Genomic DNA, 22,396 nt, shown 5'->3' with positions numbered 1-22,396 from the left:
CAGACGGAACCGGTGAGTTGCGTCACTCGGCTCCGACGCACGGCTGCGGCGGCGTCGCTCGGGGGCGTCAGTCCAGCGGGACGGACCTGCGGGACGGATCACGCAGGTCCGTTCCGTGGTTCAGCCAGCGCTCCTGGAGGGCGGGCGCGCCGTGCACACGCTTCCAGGCGGCCTCGTTCGGCGTCATCGGCAGCAGCGGCAGGAACCGCACGGGGTCCAGCGGGGCGTCCAGCTCCAGGTCCTCGACCAGGCCCCCCGGCTCGGCGACCAGCACCGAGGTGAACGGGGCCCCGGGCCACAACGGCTCGCCCACGTCGAGAGACGCGCCGGGCGCCACGATCACGCCCTCGACCTGCGGGGAGGCGGCCAGTACGGCGAGCGGGCGGAGCACCTTGTCGGTGTCGGCGGCCCCGGCCCGCACGGAGAGCAGCAGCTCGGCGCGGGGGCCCTTGACCGGGTCGGCGAGCGCGGCCGTGGGATCCGCCATGGGCTGGGCCGACATGCCGAGGGTGGCGTAGCGGACGACGTCGCCCTCCTGGCCGGAGGCGGGGAACCGCAGCACCTCGATGCGGTCGGTACCGAGGAAGGTGACCGCCGCGCGCGCGTCCGGCTCGCCCAGCGCGGTGTGCAACCGGGCCTCGACCAGAGGAAGAACATCAGCCATGCGGCGAGCATAGAACTCGTCGTGAAGAGGCAAAGCGGCGCCTTGACACGTCGCGCGACTGGTACTGTGAGCCAGCGGTTCGGGGCAGCACGCAGCGCGTCGCGATCAAGCCCCCGACGCTGTGAACTCTCCCCTACGGGGAACCCCTTCAAACAAGGGGAATGGATCGTCCCTCACGAGGGACCGGCCGGAGGAGGTGGGCGGCATGGACCGAAGTCGACCGTGCAGTACCACCCGCTCTTCCGACCGCTGACGCAGCCGTTTCGGCCTTCCTGCCGCAGCTTCTTCTGCGCGCCTTCCCACGGAAGAGCACTTCGTCCCGTTTTTTCCTGATCTTTTGTCTGATCCGGGTCGATCGACGCGTTCACCGTCGATCCGCGTCGACCGTGTCGATCCGGGCCAGCAGCTGAATCAGCAGCGAAGTCGGCCACCGCGACGGTGCGGTGCCCCCCGCTTTGTGGACGCGCCGAGCACGCGTGGTCAGGACGTCCTCATTCCGGGCGGTTCCACCCGTCACCGGCCTCGTTCGCTGCCTGCCGCGAAGGAGCCTGCCATGTCGATGATCCGTGACCTGCGCGCCGCGGTCCGCCCGTCCCGCGTCTCCCTGCGCAAGGACAGCGGCCCCTACGACACCACCCGGGACCCGGCGGCCACCTCGGCCGTCGTCGACTGCGCCGTCTACCGCGACGGCCACCGCGTCGAGACCGACGTGCCGCTGACCCCGCACACGGCGATGCGCCAGGTGCGCCGCGACGGCGGGTTCGTGTGGATCGGCCTGCACGAGCCCACCGAGGACGAGTTCGCCGGAATCGCCCGGGAGTTCGGGCTGCACCCGCTGGCCGTGGAGGACGCGGTCCAGGCCCACCAGCGGCCCAAGCTGGAGCGCTACGACGACTCCCTGTTCACCGTCTTCAAGACCGTCCACTACGTCGACCACGACCAGCTCACCGCCAACAGCGAGGTCGTCGAGACCGGTGAGGTGATGTGCTTCACCGGGCGGGACTTCTTCATCACCGTCCGGCACGGCGGACAGGGCTCGCTGCGGGCGCTGCGCCGCCGGCTCCAGGAGGACCCCGAGCTGCTCCTCAAGGGCCCCTCGGCGGTGCTGCACGCCATCGCCGACCACGTCGTCGACGGCTACATCGCGGTCGCCGACGCGGTGCAGGACGACATCGACGAGGTCGAGACGGAGGTGTTCTCGCCGGGCCGCAAGGGCAGCCCGCGCGGCACGGACGCCGGCCGGATCTACCAACTCAAGCGCGAGGTGCTGGAGTTCAAGCGGGCGGTGGCGCCGCTGCTGCGTCCCATGCAGCTGCTCAGCGAGCGGCCGATGCGGCTGATCGACCCGGAGATCCAGAAGTACTTCCGGGACGTCGCCGACCACGTGGCACGGGTGCAGGAGCAGGTCATCGGCTTCGACGAACTGCTGAACTCCATCCTCCAGGCCAACCTGGCCCAGGCGTCCGTCGCGCAGAACGAGGACATGCGCAAGATCACCTCGTGGGCCGCGATCATCGCCGTGCCGACGATGGTGTGCGGGGTGTACGGCATGAACTTCGACCACATGCCGGAGACGCACTGGAGGTACGGCTACCCGCTGGTCCTGTCGATCACGGTCGGCATCTGCCTGGGCATCCACCGCACGCTCAAGCGCAACGGCTGGCTCTGAACCGGCCCCGGGCCCCCTGGATAGGCTGACCGCATGACAAGCGAGCTGCTGGAGCAGGCCCTCGTCGAGGAGGCCACGAAGAAGTCCGGCCTCATCTGGGTCAAGGGCCCCGGGGTGCCCGCCCGGGCGCTGTGGCACGTCTGGCACGAGGGCGCGGCCTGCGTCGTCGGCGACGGGCCGGGCGAGCAGCCGCTGCCGGGGCTGTCCGACGGGGGCGCGGCCGAGGTGACGGTGCGCAGCAAGGACAAGGGCGGCCGGCTGGTCTCCTGGACCGCTCGGGTCGTGGAGCTGCCGTCCGGCTCCGAGGCGTGGCAGGCGGCGGTCGGCGACCTGAAGGGCAAGCGGCTGAACGCACCGGACGGCGAGGCCATGACCGACCGCTGGGCCCGCGAGTGCCGGGTGCTGCGCCTGGAGCCGACGGGGACCACGGCGCCGCTGCCCGACGCCTCGCTGGCCGAGGCACCGCTGCCGAGCCCGGCGACGACCCGGCAGCCGGCGCCGGCGGGACTGCCGCGCCTGCTGCTGAAGCGCCGCAGACGGCGCTGACGGCCCCGGGACGGCTCAGGACGCCGGCAGCTGCTTGCCGTAGTCCAGGGTGTCGTCCTTGGCCGGCTGCTCCAGCGCGAAGTCCTTGTTCCAGTCCGAGAAGCCGATCGTGCCCGCGCTGCCCGCCCGCACCAGCCGCAGCGGGTACGGCGTGCCCTCCAGGGAGACGTCCAGCGAGCCGCCGTCGCCGTCGTCGCCGGTGATCCGGATGGTGCGCACGCCCGCCTGCTCGTGGCGGCCGTCCGTCTTCACCGTGCCGTGCAGGGTCATGAGACCGCCGAGGAGGACGTCCTTGTCCGTGAAGCCGCTGAACTTCTTGTACACGGGGTCGCTCTGCGGCACCTTCACGTACTTGCCGGCGAGCTTCTCGGCCGCCTTGGCGTCGCCGTCGTCGTGGCTCCAGAACCCGGCGTCGGCCTTGAGGAAGAGCTGCTCGCCGACGCGCAGCAGTCCGAACGTGGTCCCCTGGGCGGCGACCGAACCGGTCCCGCCGTCGGCCTTCAGCCGCATGTCGAGGGTGTACCTGTTGCCGCCGGCGTCCACCGTGCCGTGCAGGCGCACCGTCTCGGCGGCCTGGGCGGCCGCGGCGGCCTTCGTCTGGATCTTGTCGGCCGGGAGCTTCCCGAGGCCGTTGGTGCCCGCGTCCGGGTCCTCGCTGCTGCATCCCGTCAGCCCGGCTCCCGCGACGGACAGGGCGCACACCGCGCCCAGCCAGGCGGCCCTGCGGATTCGGCGCCGGGGAGTCACAGACACAGGTGAAACTGCCTTTCTGACAGGGCTGACACGGGGCCGACGGGCATCGGCATCGCGCCGACCGGGCCAGGCCGCAGCGTACCGGGGCCGTACGGGGCCAACGGAGCCAGTCCGTCCGGACCGGCCACCAGGGCGAGGGCGATCGGGACGGGCTAGCCTGAAGCGCGTCCGAGCGGGCAATTCGGAAAAGAGACCCGTACGAAACAGCTTTCACGCACTCCCACTCGACTCACTCGACTTCCGCGTTCTCCCGCTCGGCTCCGCGCAGCGCGAGGACGTGAGGAAAGGAGCCGCGGCCATGGCAGCGGGCGCCCCCCGGATCTTCGTCTCCCACCTCTCCGGCATCGCCGTCTTCGACCCGGCCGGTGACCAGGTGGGACGCGTCCGCGATCTGGTCGTCATGCTCCGCGTCGGCCGCAAACCCCCGCGCGTGCTCGGGCTGGTCGTCGAACTCACCACCCGCCGCCGGATCTTCCTGCCCATGACCCGGGTCACCGGCATCGAGTCCGGCCAGGTGATCACCACCGGCGTGCTCAACGTCCGGCGGTTCGAGCAGCGGCCCACCGAACGCCTCGTCTTCGGCGAGCTGCTCGACCGGCGGGTCACGCTCACCGAGACGGGTGAGGAGGTCACGGTGCTGGACCTGTCGGTGCAGCAGCTGCCCGCCCGCCGGGACTGGGAGATCGACAAGGTCTTCGTCCGCAAGGGCAGGAAGGGCGGTGCCTTCCGCCGCAACAAGGGCGAGACGCTGACCGTGGAGTGGTCCGGCGTCTCCGGCTTCTCCGTCGAGGAACAGGGGCAGGGCGCCGAGAACCTGCTGGCCACCTTCGAGCAGCTGCGCCCCGCCGACCTCGCCAACGTCCTGCACCACCTGTCCGCCAAGCGCCGCGCCGAGGTCGCCGCCGCCCTCGACGACGACCGGCTGGCCGACGTGCTGGAGGAGCTGCCGGAGGACGACCAGATCGAGATCCTCGGCAAGCTCAAGGAGGAGCGCGCCGCGGACGTCCTGGAGGCGATGGACCCCGACGACGCCGCCGACCTGCTCGGCGAGCTGCCCGAGGCGGACAAGGAACGGCTGCTGAGCCTGATGCAGCCCGACGACGCGGCCGACATGCGGCGCCTGATGGCGTACGAGGAGCACACGGCCGGCGGTCTGATGACGACCGAGCCGATCGTGCTGCGGCCCGACGCGACCGTCGCCGACGCCCTGGCCCGCATCCGCAACCCCGACCTGTCCCCGGCGCACGCCGCCCAGGTCTACGTCTGCCGTCCGCCCGAGGAGACGCCGACCGGGAAGTACCTGGGCACGGTCCACTTCCAGCGCCTGCTGCGGGACCCCCCGTACACGCTGGTCGGCTCGATCCTCGACGACGACCTGCAGCCGCTGGAGCCGGACGCCGCGCTGCCCGTGGTCGCCGGGTTCTTCGCCGCGTACGACATGGTCGCGGCGCCCGTCGTGGACGACTCGGGGTCGCTGCTCGGCGCGGTCACCGTGGACGACGTACTGGACCACATGCTGCCCGACGACTGGCGGGAGACCGAGTACCACCTGGACGAGGCGACGGGGACGACGGGAACGACGACGGGGGAGGTCGGCGCCGATGGTGCCTGAGCGCGAGACGACGACGCGGGAGCGCGCCACCTCGGGGGCGACCGCGTCCTCCCGGGCCCGGGCCCGCCTCGACCAGCCGCGTCCGCCGCGCCGCAGGCTGCTGCCCGAGTGGGACCCGGAGTCCTTCGGCCGACTGTCGGAGCGCGTCGCGCGCTTCCTGGGCACCGGGCGGTTCATCGTCTGGATGACGGTCGTCATCATCGTGTGGGTGGTGTGGAACGTGTCCGCGCCGAGCGGACTGCGCTTCGACGAGTACCCGTTCATCTTCCTGACGCTGATGCTGTCGCTCCAGGCCTCCTACGCCGCTCCCCTCATCCTGCTCGCGCAGAACCGGCAGGACGACCGGGACCGGGTCAACCTGGAGCAGGACCGCAAGCAGAACGAGCGGTCGATCGCCGACACCGAGTACCTGACCCGGGAGATCGCCGCGCTGCGCATCGGGCTCGGCGAGGTCGCGACCCGGGACTGGATCCGCTCCGAGCTGCAGGACCTGGTCAAGGACCTGGAGGAGCGGCAGAACGGCCATCACCCCGACCGCGGGGTATTCCCGGCGGATCGGTCCTCGGGGCGTGACGTACACGACCGCTGACGGGGCTTTCCGTGCCCCGTGGGCGGCGCCGTACCATCGACCCTATGGCTACGGAAGACGCGGTGCGCGAAGCACTGGCGACGGTGAACGACCCCGAGATCAACCGGCCCATCACCGAGCTGGGGATGGTCAAGTCGGTGGAGATCGGCGCGGACGGAGCGGTCGCGGTCGCCGTGTACCTGACGGTCTCCGGCTGTCCCATGCGGGACACCATCACGCAGCGCGTGACGGACGCGGTGGCGGCGGTCGAGGGTGTCACGCGCGTCGACGTCGAGCTGGACGTGATGAGCGACGAGCAGCGCAAGGAGCTGGCCACCGCCCTGCGCGGCGGGCAGACCGAGCGCGAGGTGCCCTTCGCCAAGCCCGGCAGCCTGACCCGGGTGTACGCGGTGGCGTCCGGCAAGGGCGGTGTCGGCAAGTCCTCGGTGACGGTGAACCTGGCGGCCTCGATGGCGGCCGACGGTCTGAAGGTCGGTGTCGTCGACGCCGACATCTACGGCCACTCGGTGCCGCGCATGCTGGGCGCCGACGGGCGTCCCACCCAGGTCGAGAACATGATCATGCCGCCTTCGGCCAACGGCGTGAAGGTCATCTCGATCGGCATGTTCACCCCGGGCAACGCGCCGGTGGTCTGGCGCGGGCCGATGCTGCACCGCGCGCTCCAGCAGTTCCTGGCGGACGTGTACTGGGGCGACCTGGACGTCCTGCTGCTCGACCTGCCGCCCGGCACCGGCGACATCGCCATCTCGGTGGCGCAGCTGGTGCCGAACGCCGAGATCCTGGTCGTGACGACCCCTCAGCAGGCCGCCGCCGAGGTGGCGGAGCGGGCCGGCGCCATCGCCGTGCAGACCCACCAGAAGATCGTCGGCGTCGTCGAGAACATGTCGGGGCTGCCCTGCCCGCACTGCGGCGAGATGGTCGACGTCTTCGGCACCGGCGGCGGGCAGGCGGTCGCCGACGGCCTGACCCGTACGACCGGTGCGTCGGTGCCGGTCCTCGGCTCCATCCCGATCGACGTCCGGCTGCGTGAGGGCGGCGACGAGGGCAAGCCCGTCGTCCTGTCCGACCCGGACTCCCCGGCGGGCGCGGCCCTGCGCTCGATCGCGGGCAAGCTCGGCGGCCGTCAGCGCGGCCTCTCCGGGCTGTCGCTGGGGATCACGCCGAAGAACAAGTTCTGACGTCCCGTTCGGGTACGGGAGTGGGGGCGCTGTCCACGGGGACGGCGCCCCTCCTCGTACCCGCGACCGCCTGCTAGGCGTCGTACGCGGCGATGTCCTTGACGACGGCGAAGGCCAGCCCGTACGCGCTCATGCCCCGCCCGTACGCGCCGAGGTGGACGCCCTGCTCGGTCGAGCCGGCCAGCACCCAGCCGAACTCGGACTCCCGGTAGTGGAAGGGCGTCGGCACGCCGTCCACCGGCAGGGACAGCGTCGTCCAGTCCTCGCCGTCGAGGTCGTCCGCGAGGACCCACGCGGTCTCCGTCTGCTGCTCCAGCCAGTCGTCGCGCAGCGAGTGGTCCATCTGGCCGGGCCAGGTGAAGGACAGCAGGCCCACTCCGGCGAGCCAGGCCGCCGACGACACCGAGGTGGCCTCCAGCAGGCCGGTGCCGTCGGCGCTGCGGCGGTCGGGGTTGGCCGCGACGGTCACGACGACCGCGAACTTCTCCTTGGCGTCCTGCTCGTCGCCCGCCACGTGCTCGTTGCGCACCGACGGTTCGTCGCCGTGCCCGATCGAGCCGTGCTCCACGGCCCCGTCGGCCGCCGTACCGATCTGCATCAGCCAGCGCCGTCCCGTGAATGCCTCGTCGAGGCCGTACCACGGGAAGGGCGCACGCAGGTAGCCGTCGACCGTACGCCGGCCGGAGGGGGACTGTGGTCCGTCCTCCGCGGCCGGCGCCTGCGCGACTGCCCGACTCGTCGTCTCCATGTGCCCGGACGCCTCCTCGCTCTCGTCGGACCGGAACGGCCCGCCCCCCTTCGGGCGCACTCGTCCGGTCCGCACAACAACTCGGGCAGCATAGCCACCCCGTCGGCGGCAGCCGGGAAATCGCCCGGCGCGTGAGCCGCGCGGGCGTCGCCTTGAGGGCCTGTGCGCCCCGTCCGGAGTATGAGACACGTCACGTTCACGGCCGCGGGGCCGGACGCGGACGGGGTGGGATCAGGTGGCGTCCATGTCGAAGGGCGGACGGTCGTCGCCGGGCTTGTCGGTCTTTGCCGGCGTCTCGGGCTTCTTCGACATGTCGATCCGTCCGCCGCCGGAGCCGGCGGACGCGGAGGACGACGATCCGGACGACGACGGCTCCGGGTCGCGACCGTGGACCGCGTCGGTGACCTCGGCCATCTCCTTCTTCAGGTCGAAGCCGTTGCGGATCTCCTTGAGCCCCAGTTCGTCGTTGTCCAGCTGCTTGCGGATGAACGTCTTGGGGTTGAGGTCCTCGAACTCGAAGTCCTTGAACTCGGGGCCCAGCTCCTGGCGGATGTCCTGCTTGGCGCTGTCCGAGAACTCCCGGATCTTCCGGATGGTGCGGGTCACGTCCTGGATGACCTTGGGGAGCTTGTCCGGACCGAAGACGAGCACGGCGAGGACGACGAGCGTCACCAGCTCTAGTGCGCCTATGTCATTGAACACCTGAAGCTCCTTGGGATGTCCGGGCCGCCACCACGGTACCCGCCGACCCCGTCCGACCGGTACCGTCCCGAGAGCCCCGACTGGGTGTACGTGACCGCTTTCCGAATTATTTGCCTTCCTGGCACGTTGTCGGGACCTTCCGGACGGTCAGTCGCCGCCGGAGGAGCCGAGCACCAGTGAGACCTTCGTCTCCTTGCCGCCGCGTTCCAGGGTCAGCTCCAGGCGGTCGCCGGGGCGGTGGGCGCGGGTTTTGACGATCAGTTCCTCGCCGGAGTGCACGCGCTGCCCGTCCACCGCGGTGATCACGTCCCCCGGCTTGATGCCGGCCTTCGCGCCGGGGCCGCCGGTGGTGACCGCGGGTCCGCCGTCGCTGTCCTTGGCGCTCACGCGGGCGCCGTCCCCCGTGTAGTTCATGTCGAGGGTGATGCCGATGACCGGGTGGGTGGCCCTGCCGGTGTTGATCAGCTCCTCGGCGACGCGCTTGCCCTGGTTGATGGGGATGGCGAAGCCGAGACCTATCGAACCGGCCTGGCCGCCGTCCGACTCGGCGCTGCCGCTGTCGGCGGAGCGGATGGCGGAGTTGATGCCGATGGCCCGGCCCCGCGCGTCCAGGAGGGGGCCGCCGGAGTTGCCGGGGTTGATGGGCGCGTCGGTCTGCAGGGCGTCGACGTAGGAGACGTCGCTGGCGTCGCCCTCCTCGCCGCCCGCGGTGATGGGCCGCTCCTTGGCGCTGATGATGCCGGAGGTGACCGTGCCGGCCAGGTCGAAGGGGGCGCCGATGGCGACGACGGGGTCGCCGACGCGCACGTTCTCGGAGTTGCCGAGGGGCATCGGGGTGAGGCCGGTGACGCCCTTGACCTTCACCACGGCCAGGTCGTACCCGCTGTCCCGGCCGACGACCTCGGCCTCGGCGGTGTCGCCGCTGTTGAAGGTCACGGTGATCTCACCGCCGGAGCCGGCCGGCTCCACGACGTGGTTGTTGGTCAGGATGTGGCCCCGGTCGTCGAGCACGAACCCGGTGCCGGTGCCGGCCGCCTCGCTCCCGCTCACGTGCAGGGTCACCACGCTGGGCAGGGCGCGCGCGGCGATGCCGGCGACGCTGTCCGGGTCCCGCTCGGCCGCCTCGGGGCCGGCCTGGGGCAGCTCGACGGTGCCCATGCCGCCGTTCCGTTCCAGGTGGGCGCCCACGGCGCCGCCGATGCCGCCGGAGACCAGGGCGATGAGCAGCGCCCCGCCGACGAGCACCTTCGCGGCGGGACGGCGTCGCCGCCCGGGCACGCGGTCGGCCGGATCGTGGTGCTGGGCGGCGGCGGCCCAGGGGTCGTAACGCCCCCACGGATCGGCGGCGGGTTCCGCTCCGGACGCGGGTGCGGCCGGCCCGGCCCACGGGTCGGGCATCGTCACCGGCGACGGGTCGGAGGACGGGGTGGCGGGTACGGCGGTGGTCGCCGGGGCGGCGGCATGGGGCGCCGTGTCGTACGCCGGGGCAGCCGGCGCCGGGTGTTGCTCCTGCCCGGCCCGCGGCACCGGAGGCGGAGCGTCCGCGAACGCCGGGTCCGGCACCGCACCCGGAGGCGGGGACACCGGCGACGCGCTCGGGGGCGGAGCCGGGGCGTGCGGGCCCGCCGTCGCGGATGGGACCGGGGCGTGCGGCACCGGCGCCGTCACCGTGTCGTGCGCCGGGGCGGGGCCCGGGTGCTGGCCCCGCGGCACCGGAGGCGGACCGTCCGCGAACGCCGGGTCCGGCACCGCACCCGGAGGGGGCACCGGCGCGGGTGCGGGCGGTGTCGCCGTGCCGTGCGCGGGGGTGGCCGCCGGGTGCTGGACCGGCGGTGCGGGGGCCCAGGGGCCGGGTTCACCGTAGGGCGGGGTGCTGTACGGGTCGGGTTCGTGCAGGGGCTTGGGCCGCTCGGCGCCGGACGGGCCGTCGGCGGCCGGGGCAGCGGCGGTCCCCGCAGGGTAGGGCGACTCCGCGTCGGCCACCGGGGCACCGTGCCGGTCCCCTTGCCGGGGCAGACCGGCGTCCGGCGACCCGGCGACCTCGGCACCCCCTTGCAGAGACGGACCCGCGTCCGGCGACACGGGGATCTCGCCACCCCCCTGCCGGGACAGACCCGCGTCCAACGGCTGCGGGGCGGCGGCGCCCCCTTGCCGGTGCGGGTCGGCGGCCGTCGACGGACCGGGAGGAGACGCCTCCTGGCGATGCCCGCCTGCATCCGCCCGCTCGGTGGCGTCGGCGCCTGGCTGACGGTCCGGGGCCGCCGTGGGGTCGGCGTCGCGGGCCGTGCGGGGGTGCGGGGGCGCGCCCGTCGGGTCGTCCCGCTCGGGCAGGGGCAGGTCCAGCTCGTAGTCGCCGTCGGTCGCGCGGGGCGCCGCCGGGCGTTCCAGCTCGAAGTCGCCCCCGCCGCCCGCGTCGGCCGTGCCCGTGGTGTGGGTCGGGCGGGGGCGTTCCAGTTCGAAGTCGCCGTCGGGTGCGTCTTCGGACGCGCGGGGACGACTCCACCACTTCGCCTTCGTGGGCTTCCCCTCGTTCATGTTCTCCCCCGCAGCCGGCCGCAGATCGTCGGCTCCAAGAGCTCTGGCGCCACCCCGGATTCAATCAGGTTCGCGGACCGGGGCGCAGATCCCGTCAGCGAACCGGAGGGTAGGAGGCGGCCGGGGAAGCCGCGGGGTAGGGGGACGGAGCCGGGTCGGGGGCGGCGAGCAGGCCGGGTGGCCTGACCTCCGGGGCCGCCGCCGGCCAGGAGGAGCTCAGGGAGAGCGGTGGAACGGCCTCCAGCGGGCGTATCAGCGGGGACATGGCGGCGGCGCCGGCCGTCACCGGAGTGGTCAGCGCCCGGACGGCCTGCTGCCGCGCGTCGTTCGCGGCGGGGGCGGGCATCCCGGGCAGCAGCGGCGCGGAGGCCGTGGTGGACGCGACGGGTGTGTCGCCCAGTACGCGCTGGCCCTGCTGGAGCAGCGGACCGCCCGTGCGTCGGCGCTGGCTCTCGGAGCCGGTGGCCGCGGCCGAGCCCGGGGTGCGCAGCGGTGTCGCGTTGCTGCCGCTGCCCGAGCCGCGCGCCTCGGTGGTGGTGTCCGGTGTGCCGAGGGTGACACCGCCCAGCGCGATCGCGGCCAGCGACACCGCTCCGGCGGCGGCGAAGGCGAACCGCAGGCCGCGGGAGGCCGAACGGTCGGACTCCTGCCTGTGCGCGTCCCTGTTCACGTCGTGGATGCGGAAGCCGCGTCCGGACGAGGAGGGCGGCAGCACCGCGGCGTGCGGCCGGGCGGGGACGTAGTCGAACTCGAACCGCTCGCCCCGCCCGGAGCCGAAGACGCCGGAACTCGCGGACGTGCCGAAGCCTCCGGCCAGTGAGGCGAACGGCGAGCCGCCGTCGTCCGCGTCACCGCCGCCGGGAAGGCCCTGGAGGCGGGCCAGGAAGCTCTCGGACGGGGCCGGTGGGGCCGCTTGGGCGAAGACGTTCTTCAACCGGCGCTGCGCGTCGACCTCCGTCTTGCACTTCGGGCAGGTCGCCACGTGCGCCAGCACGCGCTCACGCGCGTCATGACCGAGCTCTCCGTCCACCAGGGCGGAGAGTCGGTCTCCCAGATGCTGCTCTGCGAGGTGTCCCTCGGGCTCAGGCCGTGACCCACTCACGCGCTCGTGCCCCCTCCTCCCAGTGCGGGAACGCCGGCCGCGAACGAGCGACGGTCGGCCCGCGCCTTGGGGGAACGGTGCGCGAGCGCCTTGCGCAGCTGGGAACGGCCGCGGTGGATGCGGGAGCGGACCGTGCCGAGCTTGACGCCGAGGGTCGCGGCGATCTCCTCGTACGACAGCCCCTCGATGTCGCACAGGACGACGGCGGCGCGGAACTCGGGCGCGAGGGTGTCCAGGGCCTGCTGGACGTCCGCGTCGAAGTGGGCGTCGTGGAAGAGCTGCTGCGGGGTGGGCTCCCTGCTGGGCAGGCGCTCGGCCGCGTCGTCGCCGAGCGCGTCGAACCGGATGCGCTGCTTGCGGCGGACCATGTCCAGGAAGAGATTGGTGGTGATGCGGTGGAGCCAGCCCTCGAAGGTGCCCGGCGTGTAGGTCGACAGGGACCGGAAGACGCGGACGAAGACCTCCTGGGTGAGGTCCTCGGCGTCGTGCTGGTTGCCCGTGAGGCGGTAGGCGAGGCGGTAGACCCGGCCGCTGTGGGTGCTGACGATCTCCTCCCAGGTGGGCGGAGTCCACGCCTGTCCGTCCGCGTCGCTGGAGAAGGTCGCGGTCTGGGCGGGCCCCGTGGCGGGACCGTCGGAGTGGCTGTGGTCAGCAGCGGTGTCGTTCACGGATTTCGGCCTGCCTGCCGATCCGAGGAAGCGCCGCAGCACTCCGCCCCGATCCGCGGGTGCGGCCGCACCTCCCCTGTCGGCTCTGGTGGTGTCCAGTGGAGCCCCTACCATAGCCACCTCGCCCGTTAGCTCCGGATAAGCGGTTTTACGAGAATTTGATCTGAGCCGGTACGGCTCGTCCCCGGCCCGCTCGGTCGTCTCTTCGTCCCGCCTTCTTGCTTCCCCTTTTAACGACTGGTCCCATCTGCGGGTTCCCGACGCCAACGGATACAGTCACGCCGAGGCAACGACGGGGACAGGAGAGGGTCATTACCGGCAACCGGCAGACGAGCTGGGCGTTCGCCGACGCCTATGTCGCCGAGGACGACGCGCTGCTCTGGGCACGCGACCGGGCCCGCGAGGCGGGTCTGCGCTCGGTGACTCCGGGCACCGGCTCCGCCCTGGGGTTGCTCGCCGCCGCCGTGGACGCCAAGGCGGTCGCGGAGATCGGCACCGGCTGCGGTGTGTCCGGGATCCATCTGCTGCACGGCATGCGGCCGGACGGAGTACTGACGACGGTCGACCCGGAGCCGGAGCACCAGCAGTTCGCCCGCCAGGCATTCCGGGCCGCGGGCTTCGCCAGCAACCGCGCCCGGTTCATTCCCGGGCGCGCCCTGGACGTGCTGCCCCGGCTCGCGGACGCCGGATACGACCTGGTCTTCTGCGACGGCGACCGGCTGGAGTACCTGGACTACCTCGCTGAATCGTTGCGCCTGCTGCGTCCCGGGGGTCTCGTCGCCTTCGAGGGCGTCTTCGGCGCGGGCCGCACGATCGACTCGGGGCCGCAGCCCACCGAGGTGCTGCGGGTGCGGGAGCTCCTGCGCGCGGTGCGGGAGAGCCAGGAACTGGTGCCGTCGCTGCTCCCGGTGGGCGACGGACTGCTGTGCGCCGTGAAGCGCTGAGGAAAGGCACCGGCGCGCGGACCGGGGCGCCGGCGCCCGGGAAGGGCCGTCACACGACAGTCGCCCCGGCACCAGGTGCGGTACCGGAGCGACTGAACGGGTATGGTCGCTCGCGCGTCAGCCGACGACCTTCTTGAGGGCGTCGCCGAGCGCGTCGGCCTCGTCGGGGGTCAGCTCGACGACGAGCCGCCCGCCGCCTTCGAGCGGAACGCGCATGACGATGCCCCGCCCCTCCTTGGTCACCTCGAGCGGGCCATCGCCCGTCCGCGGCTTCATGGCCGCCATGCTCGTTCCCCTTCCTGATACCAGCTCACCGTCACCGCCGACGGCCCGTGAGGGCACGCGCAGTCCGGCATGGACGCGCGACACCGGCATCGAACACATTGCTTCCCAGCCATTATCCCGCATCCCAGGACCCGATGACCAACATCGGTCGGCATCGCTTGGGCAACGCGCGCGAGCAAAACCACTCAATTCGGCGATGTGACTGCGATACTGCGCGCCCTCGGCCACTTCCACCGAATGGATACGGACCGGATTTCTTTGACGCAGGTCACACCTCGTGAACGATCCGTTCCCGGTGATCTCCGTCATGCTGTCTGCGGACGCATGCCACCGCATGAGACCGCAAGGCACCGCACGACACGACACGGAGGGGATTTCCCATGGCCGACACCGTGCTCTACGAAGTGAGCGACGGGCTCGCGACGATCACGCTGAACCGCCCCGAGGCGATGAACGCGCTGAACATCGAGACCAAGGTCGCGCTCCGGGACGCGGTGCGCTCCGCGGCGGCGGACGACGCCGTACGGGCGGTGCTGCTGACCGCGGCCGGGGAGCGGGCGTTCTGCGTCGGCCAGGACCTCAAGGAGCACATCGGGCTGCTGGCCGCCGACCGGGAGACGGGCTCGGGGCAGACGATGAGCACGGTGCGCGAGCACTACAACCCGATCGTCCGGGCGCTCGCCGGGGCCGAGAAGCCGGTGGTCGCCGCCGTGAACGGCGTGGCGGCGGGGGCGGGCCTCGGTTTCGCGCTCGCGGCGGACTACCGGATCGTCGCGGACACGGCGGCGTTCAACACCTCCTTCGCGGGCGTGGCCCTCACCGCGGACTCCGGCATCTCCTGGACGCTGCCGCGTGTCGTCGGCCCCGGCCGCGCCGCCGACCTGCTGCTCTTCCCGCGCAGCGTCGGCGCGCAGGAGGCGTACGAGCTGGGCATCGCCACCCGGGTCGTGCCCGCCGCCGACCTGCGCGCCGAGGCCGAGAAGACGGCGCGTGCGCTGGCCGCGGGTCCGACCGTGGCGTACGCGGCGCTGAAGGAGGCCATGGCGTACGGGCTGACCCACTCGCTCTCCGAGACGCTGGACAAGGAGGACGAGCTGCAGTCGCGGGCCGGGGCCTCCGAGGACCACGCGATCGCGGTACGGGCGTTCGTCGAGAAGGAGAAGCCGAAGTACCTGGGCCGGTAGGCCGCTCAGGCCCGGCGGGCGACGCAGGTGGCCAGGTGGTCGTCGACCAGGCCGCATGCCTGCATCAGTGCGTACGCCGTCGTCGGGCCGACGAAGCGCAGGCCCCGCTTCTTCAGGGCCTTGGACAGCGCCGTGGACTCCGGTGTGACGGCCGGGACGTCGGTGAGGGTCTTCGGGGCAGGTCGTCCGGCCGGGTCCGGTGCGTGCGACCAGATCAGCTCGTCCAGGTCGCCGGGGGCCCACCCGGCCAGCACCCGCGCGTTGGCCAGGGTCGCGTCGATCTTGGCCCGGTTGCGGATGATGCCGGCGTCGGCGAGGAGGCGCTCGCGGTCGGTGTCGGTGAAGGCGGCGACCTTGGCGATCCGGAAGCCGGCGAACGCGCTGCGGAAGCCGGTGCGGCGGCGCAGGATCGTGATCCAGGACAGGCCGGACTGGAATGCCTCCAGGCTGAGCCGTTCGTACAGGGCGTCGTCGCCGTGGACCGGGCGGCCCCACTCGTCGTCGTGGTACGTGATGTAGTCCTCGGTGGACAGCGCCCAGGGGCAGCGCAGCGCGCCGTCCGGGCCCGCCAGGGCCTCCCCGGCGCTCACTGCTGCTCCTCCTGGGCCGGCTTGTCCATGACGACGTGGCGGTGGGCGGCGGCGGCCCGGGCACCCGCCAGTGCGGACTCCAGGTCGGTGATCCTGGCGTCCCGCTCGGCCAGCTCGGCGCCGAGGCGGCCGAGGGCGTCGTCGACGTCCGCCATGCGGTAGCCGCGGACCACCAGCGGGAAGCGCAGCCGCTCCACGTCGCCGCGGTCCACCGGACGGTCCGGGGGCAGCGCGTCCCGTACCCGCTCGGGTGCGGCGTCGGGCAGCGGCCCGCTCTCGCCGCCGCCCACCACGGCGAGCGTCACCGCGGCCACGACGACGGCCAGCGCGATGACGAGGAACAGGAACATGACCATCGCTGGCGCCCCCATGGTCGGGTCGGAGTCCGGCAGGAGCCGGGGTCGGCGGTGGTGCCGAGCCGGTCGTGCCGGAGTCGTTGTCGGAGTCGGTTGTGTCGGGTCCGATCGTGCCATGCGAGTCTGGCAGCCGGGGCCGCGGCAGTCGAAGGAACGCGCCCCCGACGTCGGGAACGGCACGAGAGAACGGTGTGGACGAGGAGATGTCACAGGGGATGCTCAGGCTGGGCAGGCGTGAATTCGCGGCGCACGAGCCGGTGGTCATGGCGATCGTGAACCGGACCCCGGACTCCTTCTACGACCGGGGGGCGACCTTCCGCGACGAGCCCGCCCTCGCGCGCGTGGAGCAGGCGGTGGCCGAGGGCGCCGCGATCATCGACATCGGCGGGGTGAAGGCCGGCCCCGGGGACGAGGTGTCGGCCGCGGAGGAGGCGCGGCGCACGGTGGGCTTCGTCGCGGAGGTCAGGCGGCGGTTCCCGGACGTCGTGATCAGCGTGGACACCTGGCGGCACGAGGTCGGCGAGGCCGTGTGCGAGGCGGGTGCGGACCTGCTGAACGACGCGTGGGGCGGCGTCGACCCGAAGCTCGCGGAGGTCGCCGCCCGGTACGAGGTGGGCCTGGTGTGCACCCACGCGGGTGGCGCCGAGCCGCGGACGCGGCCGCACCGGGTGACGTACGAGGACGTCATGGCGGACATCCTCCGGGTGACCCTGGGGCTGGCCGAGCGTGCGGTGGCACTGGGGGTGCCGCGGGAGTCGGTGCTGATCGACCCCGGGCACGACTTCGGGAAGAACACCCGGCACAGCCTGGAGGCGACACGGCGGCTCGGGGAGATGGTGGAGACGGGGTGGCCGGTGCTGGTGTCCCTGTCGAACAAGGACTTCGTCGGGGAGACGCTGGACCGGCCCGTGAAGGAACGGCTGATCGGCACCCTGGCGACGACCGCGGTCTCGGCCTGGCTGGGCGCCAAGGTGTACCGGGTGCACGAGGTTGCGGAGACGCGGCAGGTGCTGGACATGGTGGCGACGATCGCCGGGCACCGGGCACCGGCGGTGGCCCGGCGGGGCTTGGCCTAGCGGGCCGGCGGGGTCGGCCCAGGGCTTCGACGGGGCTCGGCCCAGGGCTTCGCCCCGCCCGTGACCTGCCTGCGCTACCGGCCCGCCTCCTTGGAGACCAGGGCCACGGCCTCGTCCACGTCGTCCGTGACGTGGAAGAGCATGAGGTCCTTCTCCGCGGCCTTGCCCTGGGCGACCAGGGTGCCGCGGAGCCAGTCGACCAGGCCGCCCCAGTACTCCGAGCCGAACAGGACGATGGGGAAGCGGGTCACCTTCTGGGTCTGCACCAGGGTGAGGGCCTCGAAGAGTTCGTCGAGGGTGCCGAGGCCGCCGGGCAGCACGACGAAGCCCTGTGCGTACTTCACGAACATCATCTTGCGCACGAAGAAGTAGCGGAAGTTCAGGCCGATGTCGACGTAGGGGTTGAGCCCCTGCTCGAAGGGCAGCTCGATGCCCAGGCCGACCGACGTTCCCTTCGCCTCCAGGGCGCCCTTGTTGGCCGCCTCCATGGCGCCGGGTCCGCCGCCGGTGATGACGGCGAAGCCCGCCTCCACCAGACCGCGGCCCAGCCGCACGCCCGCCTCGTACTCCGGTGAGTCCACAGCCGTACGGGCGGAGCCGAAGACGCTGATGGCGGGCGGAAGTTCGGCGAGCGTGCCGAAGCCCTCGATGAACTCCGACTGGATGCGCAGCACCCGCCAGGGGTCGGTGTGGACCCAGTCCGTCGGGGCACGCTCGTCCAGCAGGCGCTGGTCCGTGGTGCTCTCCTGCACCTGCCCCCGCCGCCGGAGCACGGGGCCGAGGCGCTGCTCCTCCGGTGGCCGCTTCTTGCCCTCGGGGTTGCCGGTAGCCATGCGCGCTCCCTCCAGTTGCAGGTTCTTCCACCTCAGCGTAGATCTACGCGGGTTACGTACGAGGGACCTCAGCATGTCCGCCACGCAGCGGTCCAAACCCGTACTGGATCAAGCCGTGAGCCACGCCCGCAGGCGCTCCTCACCCGCGAGGACCTTCGCCACCTCGACCCGCTCGTCGCGCTTGTGCGCCAAGTGCGGGTTGCCGGGGCCGTAGTTGACCGCCGGGACGCCGAGCGCCGAGAACCGGGACACGTCCGTCCAGCCGTACTTCGGCTGCGGGGTGCCGCCCACCGCCTCGATGAAGGCCGCCGCGGCCGGGTGGGACAGGCCGGGCAGGGCCGCTCCGCTGTGGTCGTCGACCACGAACTCCGTCACCCCGCAGTCCGCGAAGACCTCGCGCACGTGGGCGAGGGCGTCCTCGGGGCTGCGGTCCGGGGCGTAGCGGAAGTTCACGGTGACCACGCACTCGTCGGGGATGACGTTGCCCGCGACCCCGCCGGTGATGCCGACCGCGTTGAGGCCCTCGCGGTACTCCAGGCCGTCGATGACCGGGTACCGGGGCTCGTACGCCGCCAGGCGCGCGAGGACGGGGGCGGCGGCGTGGATGGCGTTGGAGCCCATCCAGGAGCGCGCCGAGTGCGCCCGCTCCCCCGCCGTCTTCAGCAGCACCCGCAGGGTGCCCTGGCAGCCGCCCTCCACCTGGCCGTCGGACGGTTCGAGGAGCACCGCGAAGTCGCCCTCCAGCCACTCGGGGTGGGCCTCGGCGACGTGCTTCAGGCCGTTCAGCTCGGCGGCGACCTCCTCGTTGTCGTAGAAGACGAAGGTCAGGTCGCGATTGGGGGCGGGGACGGTGGCCGCGATGCGCAGCTGGACGGCGACGCCCGCCTTCATGTCGCAGGTGCCGCAGCCCCACAGCACCCCGTCCTCGTCCAGCCGGGAGGGGACGTTGTCGGCGATCGGCACGGTGTCGATGTGCCCGGCCAGGATCACGCGCTCCGCGCGGCCCAGGTCGGTGCGGGCGACGACGTTGTTGCCGTACCGCTCGACCGACAGGTGGGGCAGGGACCGCAGCACGCTCTCGATCGCGTCCGCCAGCGGCTCCTCGGTGCCGCTCTCGGACGGGAGGTCGACGAGCCGCGCGGTAAGCTCCGCGGCGTCCAAGGTGAGGTCAAGCGGGGTATCGGCCATGGCCCCGACCCTAACGCGGTGCCCTTTCGGGCAGAGTGCGTACCCGGCGGACACCGGACCCTACCCTCCAGTACCTTGTACGCGTGCTTCAGCCGTCCCCACCCCGCAAACGCCGTGGCCGCCTCGCCCGTTCGGGCGCCGCCTCCATGGTCCTGCTCGCGGTCGCCGGATATCTGGCCGTGCAGTACGTCACCGGGGGCGCGGGCGCTCCGGGGTGCAAGGTGGCGAGCGGCACGGGCGACCGGACGACCTACGAGTTCACGCCGGAGCAGGCGGTGAACGCGGCGACGATCACCGCGGTGGGCACCGCGCGCAAGCTGCCCGACCGGGCCGTGACGATCGCGCTGGCGACCGCGCTGCAGGAGTCGGCGCTGCGCAACCTGGACCACGGCGACAAGGACTCGCTCGGCCTGTTCCAGCAGCGGCCCTCGTGGGGCTGGGGCACGCCGGAGGAGATCATGGACCCCGCGTACGCCGCGGGCGAGTTCTACGACCACCTGGTCAAGGTGCCGGACTATCAGGAGCTGCCGTTGACCGTCGCCGCGCAGCGCGTGCAGCGCAGCGGCTTCCCGGACGCGTACGCCAAGCACGAACCGGACGCCGAGCTGCTCGCCGCCGCGCTCACCGGACGGTCCGCGGCGACCCTGACCTGCGACGGGCGCCCCGGCGCGACCCAGGAGAAAGGGCCGGACGCGGTACGCGCGGCGCTGGTACGGGACTTCGGGCACGACGTGCTCCGTCCGGCGGGCACGGAAGCGGGCGCCGGCTCCGCCTCCCCCCGGCCCGCGGCCGGCTCCGACGAGCGGACGGTGACACTGCCGGTGACCGGCGGGACCGGCTCCGGGTCGGCCGAGGAGCGCGGGCGGCGCGGCTGGCAGCTGGCGCACTGGGCGGTGGCCAACGCCTCCTCGCTGCACATCCAGCGGGTCACCTACGCGGGCCGGGAGTGGACCGCGGGCAACACCGACAGCAAGTGGAACCCGACGGGCACCGCGGGCGCCAAGGGTGCGGAGCGGGCGGCTGGAGCGGTGCGGATCACGTCCAACCGGTAGCGCGCCCGTACGAAGCGTCATCCACCCGGTAGCCCGCCCGTACGAAGCGTCATCCGCGCGAGTGACCCGCGTCGGCGCGAAGTCGACGTGGAGCACGGGTTTTCGCACCCTCACCCCGGAATGCGTCGGAGCCCAGGAAAATCAAGGGCCGTAAGGATTCAGCAGACTTTCCGACCGGCGCCCTTTTGCCCGTTTTTCTGTGCACCTGATAATGCGACGCATTACCAACTCTTTACGTTGGGCCGCCGCAACCTTCGTCGCCTTCGAGCGGTAGTCACTGCGTCCGAGCCCGGTCGATCACTCTCCGGTCACTCACCGGTCGTCCTCCGGGCCCGGTCGGATTTTCCATCGTCGTTGTCGACTTACGTCCAAGGAGCATCATGTCCCTCCCCCTGACCCGCCGGATCGCCCGTGCCGCGCTGCTCGTCGCTGCGGGAGCGGCCGCCGGGGTCGGTGCGGCCGGCTCCGCCAGCGCGGCTCCCGAACTGCCTGCCACCCCGAACCTCGGGGGACTGACCGCCCTGGACGGGGCGAACGTCGGCAACACCGCCGCCTCCGCGGCCGAGAGCGTCACCGAGACCGCGGGCGACACCGGCGGCAAGGCCGTCAAGAAGGCCGTGCCGACCGCCGGCAAGACCGGTGGATCGGTCGTCAAGAAGGCCACGCCGGCGGCGCAGAACGCGGCCGGGGACGCGGCGGGCTCCGCCGGGGACATCGTGGGTGACACGGCTGCGACCGCCACGAAGGGTGGGCTGCCGACGGACGCGCTGGGCAAGGGTGGGCTGCCGGTGCAGGGGCTTCCGATCGGCTGACGGCGGCTGCGCCGGGCTTGTACGGCGCCGGGTCCTGGGGTTCCCAGGGCCCGGCGTTTTGGTGTCTTACGCCGGTGCGGTGGGCGTGTCTTGGCCGTGGCCCCGCGTCGGGGGCTGTGCCCACCCTCCCCCATTGCCTGAAGGGCATGGGAGGTACCCCCATCGCCCTGCGGAACGACTGCCCACAGCCGGGGCGGTCAGGCTTTCAGGCGTTCTGCTGCCGTCTGGATGCGTTCGTCTGTTGCTGTCAGGGCTACTCGGACGAAGTTCTCGCCTGCGGGGCCGTAGAAGTCGCCCGGGGCCACCAGGATGCCTCGGTCGGCCAGGTGGGCGAGCGTGGTCCAGCAGGACTCGTCGCGGGTGGCCCAGAGGTAGAGGCTGGCCTCGCTGTGCTCGATGCGGAAGCCGGCGCCCAGCAGGGCCTCGCGCAGGACCGTGCGGCGGGCGGCGTAGCGCTCGCGCTGGACGCGGACGTGCTCGTCGTCGCCGAGGGCCGCCACCACGGCCGCCTGGGTCGGCGCCGGGGTCATCATGCCGCCGTGCTTGCGGATCTCCAGGAGCGGCCCCAGGACGGCCGGGTCGCCGGCCAGGAAGGCGGCGCGGTAGCCGGCGAGGTTGGAGCGCTTGGAGAGGGAGTGGACGGCTACCAGGCCGTCGTACGAGCCGCCGTTGACGTCCGGGTGCAGGACCGAGACCGGGTCGGCCTCCCAGCCCAGCTCCAGGTAGCACTCGTCGGAGACGACGAGGACGCCGTGCTCGCGGGCCCAGGCCACGATCCGGGTCAGGTCGGCCTTGGACAGGACCCTGCCGGTCGGGTTGGAGGGCGAGTTCAGCCAGAGGAGCTTCAGGCCCGTCGGGTCCAGCTCGGTCGGGTCCTCGTACGCCTCGTACTCCGCGCGTGCCAGGCGGGCGCCTACCTCGTACGTCGGGTAGGCCAGGCGCGGGAAGGCGACCTTGTCACCGGGGCCGAGGCCCAGTTGGGTCGGGAGCCAGGCGACGAGTTCCTTGGAGCCGACGACCGGGAGCACGTGGCGGTGGGTGACGTCGCGGGCGCCGAGACGGCGTTCCACCCAGCCGGTGATCGCGTCGCGCAGTGCCGGGGTGCCCCAGACGGTGGGGTAGCCCGGGGAGTCCGCCGTGTCGACCAGGGCCTTCTGGATCAGCTCGGGGACCGGGTCGACCGGGGTGCCGACCGAGAGGTCGACGATGCCGCCGGGGTGGGCCGCGGCCGTCTTCTTGTACGGCTCCAGCTTGTCCCAGGGGAAGGTGGGAAGTCGGTCGGAGACTGCGGACACGGTGGGTGGCTCCCT

23 protein-coding genes are annotated in these 22,396 nt (G+C 72.5%); 10 read left to right on the top strand and 13 right to left on the bottom strand.

What is annotated here, in order from left to right; translation table 11 throughout:
- Positions 1-67 precede the first annotated feature (67 nt).
- Positions 68-664 (bottom strand): suppressor of fused domain protein, encoded by a 597-nt coding sequence (locus IE258_RS03475; RefSeq protein ID WP_159324230.1) that lies wholly within the window; start codon positions 662-664, stop codon positions 68-70.
- Between the two features lie 553 nt (positions 665-1,217).
- On the opposite strand from IE258_RS03475, the gene IE258_RS03470 reads away from it, so the two are divergent.
- Both IE258_RS03470 and IE258_RS03465 read left to right on the top strand, forming a co-directional pair.
- Entirely contained in the window at positions 1,218-2,333 is a 1,116-nt protein-coding gene (locus IE258_RS03470) for a magnesium and cobalt transport protein CorA (RefSeq protein WP_159324228.1), read from the top strand.
- A 33-nt stretch (positions 2,334-2,366) separates the two neighbouring features.
- Entirely contained in the window at positions 2,367-2,879 is a 513-nt protein-coding gene (locus tag IE258_RS03465) for a hypothetical protein (RefSeq protein WP_189738737.1), read from the top strand.
- A gap of 15 nt (positions 2,880-2,894) precedes the next feature.
- Here IE258_RS03465 and IE258_RS03460 read toward each other — a convergent pair whose 3' ends face one another.
- Positions 2,895-3,632 (bottom strand): hypothetical protein, encoded by a 738-nt coding sequence (locus tag IE258_RS03460; protein ID WP_189738735.1) that lies wholly within the window; start codon positions 3,630-3,632, stop codon positions 2,895-2,897.
- Positions 3,633-3,930: 298 nt separating this feature from the next.
- Between IE258_RS03460 and IE258_RS03455 the strand changes: the two genes are divergently transcribed.
- Genes IE258_RS03455 through IE258_RS03445 form a run of 3 tightly spaced genes read left to right on the top strand, consistent with a single transcriptional unit; the run spans position 3,931 to position 7,011 of the window.
- Complete coding sequence (locus IE258_RS03455; protein ID WP_189738733.1) at positions 3,931-5,244, top strand: magnesium transporter MgtE N-terminal domain-containing protein; 1,314 nt, start codon at positions 3,931-3,933, stop codon at positions 5,242-5,244.
- A complete protein-coding gene (locus IE258_RS03450) occupies positions 5,234-5,833 on the top strand; it encodes a DUF1003 domain-containing protein (RefSeq protein WP_189738731.1) in 600 nt (199 codons plus the stop codon). The genes IE258_RS03455 and IE258_RS03450 overlap by 11 nt, the downstream gene beginning before the upstream one ends.
- A gap of 44 nt (positions 5,834-5,877) precedes the next feature.
- The gene (locus IE258_RS03445; protein ID WP_189738729.1) at positions 5,878-7,011 is read left to right on the top strand and encodes an Mrp/NBP35 family ATP-binding protein; all 1,134 of its coding nucleotides are present in this window, start codon (positions 5,878-5,880) and stop codon (positions 7,009-7,011) included.
- Between the two features lie 73 nt (positions 7,012-7,084).
- Here the strand turns inward: IE258_RS03445 and IE258_RS03440 are convergent, their stop codons facing one another.
- From IE258_RS03440 to sigE, 5 genes are all read right to left on the bottom strand, one after another.
- A complete protein-coding gene (locus tag IE258_RS03440) occupies positions 7,085-7,759 on the bottom strand; it encodes a hypothetical protein (protein ID WP_189738726.1) in 675 nt (224 codons plus the stop codon).
- 231 nt (positions 7,760-7,990) lie between these two features.
- Positions 7,991-8,461 (bottom strand): sec-independent translocase, encoded by a 471-nt coding sequence (locus IE258_RS03435; protein WP_159324219.1) that lies wholly within the window; start codon positions 8,459-8,461, stop codon positions 7,991-7,993.
- Positions 8,462-8,608: 147 nt separating this feature from the next.
- The gene (locus IE258_RS03430) at positions 8,609-10,549 is read right to left on the bottom strand and encodes a S1C family serine protease (RefSeq protein ID WP_444545798.1); all 1,941 of its coding nucleotides are present in this window, start codon (positions 10,547-10,549) and stop codon (positions 8,609-8,611) included.
- Between the two features lie 541 nt (positions 10,550-11,090).
- Positions 11,091-12,098, bottom strand: a complete 1,008-nt coding sequence (locus IE258_RS03425; RefSeq protein ID WP_189738721.1) for an anti-sigma factor family protein — start codon at positions 12,096-12,098, stop codon at positions 11,091-11,093.
- Positions 12,095-12,766 (bottom strand): RNA polymerase sigma factor SigE, encoded by a 672-nt coding sequence (gene sigE / locus IE258_RS03420; protein WP_127895190.1) that lies wholly within the window; start codon positions 12,764-12,766, stop codon positions 12,095-12,097. Before sigE ends, IE258_RS03425 begins: the two co-directional genes overlap by 4 nt.
- Positions 12,767-13,011: 245 nt before the next feature.
- Here sigE and IE258_RS03415 point away from each other — a divergent pair, with 245 nt between their 5' ends.
- Positions 13,012-13,710 (top strand): O-methyltransferase, encoded by a 699-nt coding sequence (locus IE258_RS03415; RefSeq protein WP_078884611.1) that lies wholly within the window; start codon positions 13,012-13,014, stop codon positions 13,708-13,710.
- 117 nt (positions 13,711-13,827) lie between these two features.
- On the opposite strand, the gene IE258_RS03410 is transcribed toward IE258_RS03415, so the two are convergent.
- On the bottom strand, positions 13,828-13,995 hold the full coding sequence (locus tag IE258_RS03410) for a DUF3117 domain-containing protein (protein WP_003966491.1): 168 nt from the start codon (positions 13,993-13,995) through the stop codon (positions 13,828-13,830).
- A gap of 380 nt (positions 13,996-14,375) precedes the next feature.
- Between IE258_RS03410 and chcB the strand changes: the two genes are divergently transcribed.
- Complete coding sequence (chcB, locus tag IE258_RS03405; protein WP_189738717.1) at positions 14,376-15,179, top strand: 2-cyclohexenylcarbonyl CoA isomerase; 804 nt, start codon at positions 14,376-14,378, stop codon at positions 15,177-15,179.
- 5 nt (positions 15,180-15,184) lie between these two features.
- On the opposite strand, the gene IE258_RS03400 is transcribed toward chcB, so the two are convergent.
- Positions 15,185-15,769 (bottom strand): DNA-3-methyladenine glycosylase I, encoded by a 585-nt coding sequence (locus IE258_RS03400; protein ID WP_189738714.1) that lies wholly within the window; start codon positions 15,767-15,769, stop codon positions 15,185-15,187.
- The gene (locus tag IE258_RS03395) at positions 15,766-16,125 is read right to left on the bottom strand and encodes a DivIVA domain-containing protein (protein ID WP_159324211.1); all 360 of its coding nucleotides are present in this window, start codon (positions 16,123-16,125) and stop codon (positions 15,766-15,768) included. Before IE258_RS03395 ends, IE258_RS03400 begins: the two co-directional genes overlap by 4 nt.
- A 215-nt stretch (positions 16,126-16,340) precedes the next feature.
- Between IE258_RS03395 and folP the strand changes: the two genes are divergently transcribed.
- Positions 16,341-17,201 carry a dihydropteroate synthase gene (folP, locus tag IE258_RS03390; RefSeq protein WP_189739291.1) on the top strand — a complete coding sequence of 287 codons (861 nt, stop codon included), beginning with the start codon at positions 16,341-16,343 and terminating at the stop codon, positions 17,199-17,201.
- 74 nt (positions 17,202-17,275) lie between these two features.
- Here the strand turns inward: folP and IE258_RS03385 are convergent, their stop codons facing one another.
- Both IE258_RS03385 and dapE read right to left on the bottom strand, forming a co-directional pair.
- Positions 17,276-18,034 (bottom strand): LOG family protein, encoded by a 759-nt coding sequence (locus IE258_RS03385; protein WP_127895185.1) that lies wholly within the window; start codon positions 18,032-18,034, stop codon positions 17,276-17,278.
- Positions 18,035-18,142: 108 nt separating this feature from the next.
- Positions 18,143-19,222 (bottom strand): succinyl-diaminopimelate desuccinylase, encoded by a 1,080-nt coding sequence (dapE, locus tag IE258_RS03380; RefSeq protein WP_189738711.1) that lies wholly within the window; start codon positions 19,220-19,222, stop codon positions 18,143-18,145.
- 83 nt (positions 19,223-19,305) lie between these two features.
- On the opposite strand from dapE, the gene IE258_RS03375 reads away from it, so the two are divergent.
- Complete coding sequence (locus IE258_RS03375) at positions 19,306-20,274, top strand: heavy metal transporter (RefSeq protein WP_444545797.1); 969 nt, start codon at positions 19,306-19,308, stop codon at positions 20,272-20,274.
- Between the two features lie 380 nt (positions 20,275-20,654).
- Complete coding sequence (locus IE258_RS03370; protein WP_189738708.1) at positions 20,655-21,086, top strand: ATP-binding protein; 432 nt, start codon at positions 20,655-20,657, stop codon at positions 21,084-21,086.
- Positions 21,087-21,283: 197 nt separating this feature from the next.
- Here the strand turns inward: IE258_RS03370 and IE258_RS03365 are convergent, their stop codons facing one another.
- Complete coding sequence (locus IE258_RS03365; RefSeq protein WP_189738705.1) at positions 21,284-22,381, bottom strand: bifunctional succinyldiaminopimelate transaminase/glutamate-prephenate aminotransferase; 1,098 nt, start codon at positions 22,379-22,381, stop codon at positions 21,284-21,286.
- Positions 22,382-22,396: the final 15 nt, after the last annotated feature.

The organism is Streptomyces tendae (genome assembly GCF_014650435.1).
GTDB classification, from domain to species: domain Bacteria; phylum Actinomycetota; class Actinomycetes; order Streptomycetales; family Streptomycetaceae; genus Streptomyces; species Streptomyces tendae.
Note: the sequence above shows the minus strand (reverse complement) of the source record. Positions and strands in the feature narration are given on the sequence as shown.

Excerpts from the sequence above, each read along its gene's own strand:
- IE258_RS03395 (WP_159324211.1), bottom strand. The coding sequence starts at position 16,125 with ATGGTCATGTTCCTGTTCCTCGTCATCGCGCTGGCCGTCGTCGTGGCC.
- IE258_RS03370 (WP_189738708.1), top strand. The coding sequence starts at position 20,655 with ATGTCCCTCCCCCTGACCCGCCGGATCGCCCGTGCCGCGCTGCTCGTC.
- chcB (WP_189738717.1), top strand. The coding sequence starts at position 14,376 with ATGGCCGACACCGTGCTCTACGAAGTGAGCGACGGGCTCGCGACGATC.
- IE258_RS03465 (WP_189738737.1), top strand. The coding sequence starts at position 2,367 with ATGACAAGCGAGCTGCTGGAGCAGGCCCTCGTCGAGGAGGCCACGAAG.
- IE258_RS03440 (WP_189738726.1), bottom strand. The coding sequence starts at position 7,759 with ATGGAGACGACGAGTCGGGCAGTCGCGCAGGCGCCGGCCGCGGAGGAC.
- IE258_RS03450 (WP_189738731.1), top strand. The coding sequence starts at position 5,234 with ATGGTGCCTGAGCGCGAGACGACGACGCGGGAGCGCGCCACCTCGGGG.
- IE258_RS03455 (WP_189738733.1), top strand. The coding sequence starts at position 3,931 with ATGGCAGCGGGCGCCCCCCGGATCTTCGTCTCCCACCTCTCCGGCATC.
- IE258_RS03470 (WP_159324228.1), top strand. The coding sequence starts at position 1,218 with ATGTCGATGATCCGTGACCTGCGCGCCGCGGTCCGCCCGTCCCGCGTC.
- dapE (WP_189738711.1), bottom strand. The coding sequence starts at position 19,222 with ATGGCCGATACCCCGCTTGACCTCACCTTGGACGCCGCGGAGCTTACC.
- folP (WP_189739291.1), top strand. The coding sequence starts at position 16,341 with ATGCTCAGGCTGGGCAGGCGTGAATTCGCGGCGCACGAGCCGGTGGTC.
- IE258_RS03475 (WP_159324230.1), bottom strand. The coding sequence starts at position 664 with ATGGCTGATGTTCTTCCTCTGGTCGAGGCCCGGTTGCACACCGCGCTG.
- IE258_RS03445 (WP_189738729.1), top strand. The coding sequence starts at position 5,878 with ATGGCTACGGAAGACGCGGTGCGCGAAGCACTGGCGACGGTGAACGAC.
- IE258_RS03410 (WP_003966491.1), bottom strand. The coding sequence starts at position 13,995 with ATGGCGGCCATGAAGCCGCGGACGGGCGATGGCCCGCTCGAGGTGACC.
- IE258_RS03385 (WP_127895185.1), bottom strand. The coding sequence starts at position 18,034 with ATGGCTACCGGCAACCCCGAGGGCAAGAAGCGGCCACCGGAGGAGCAG.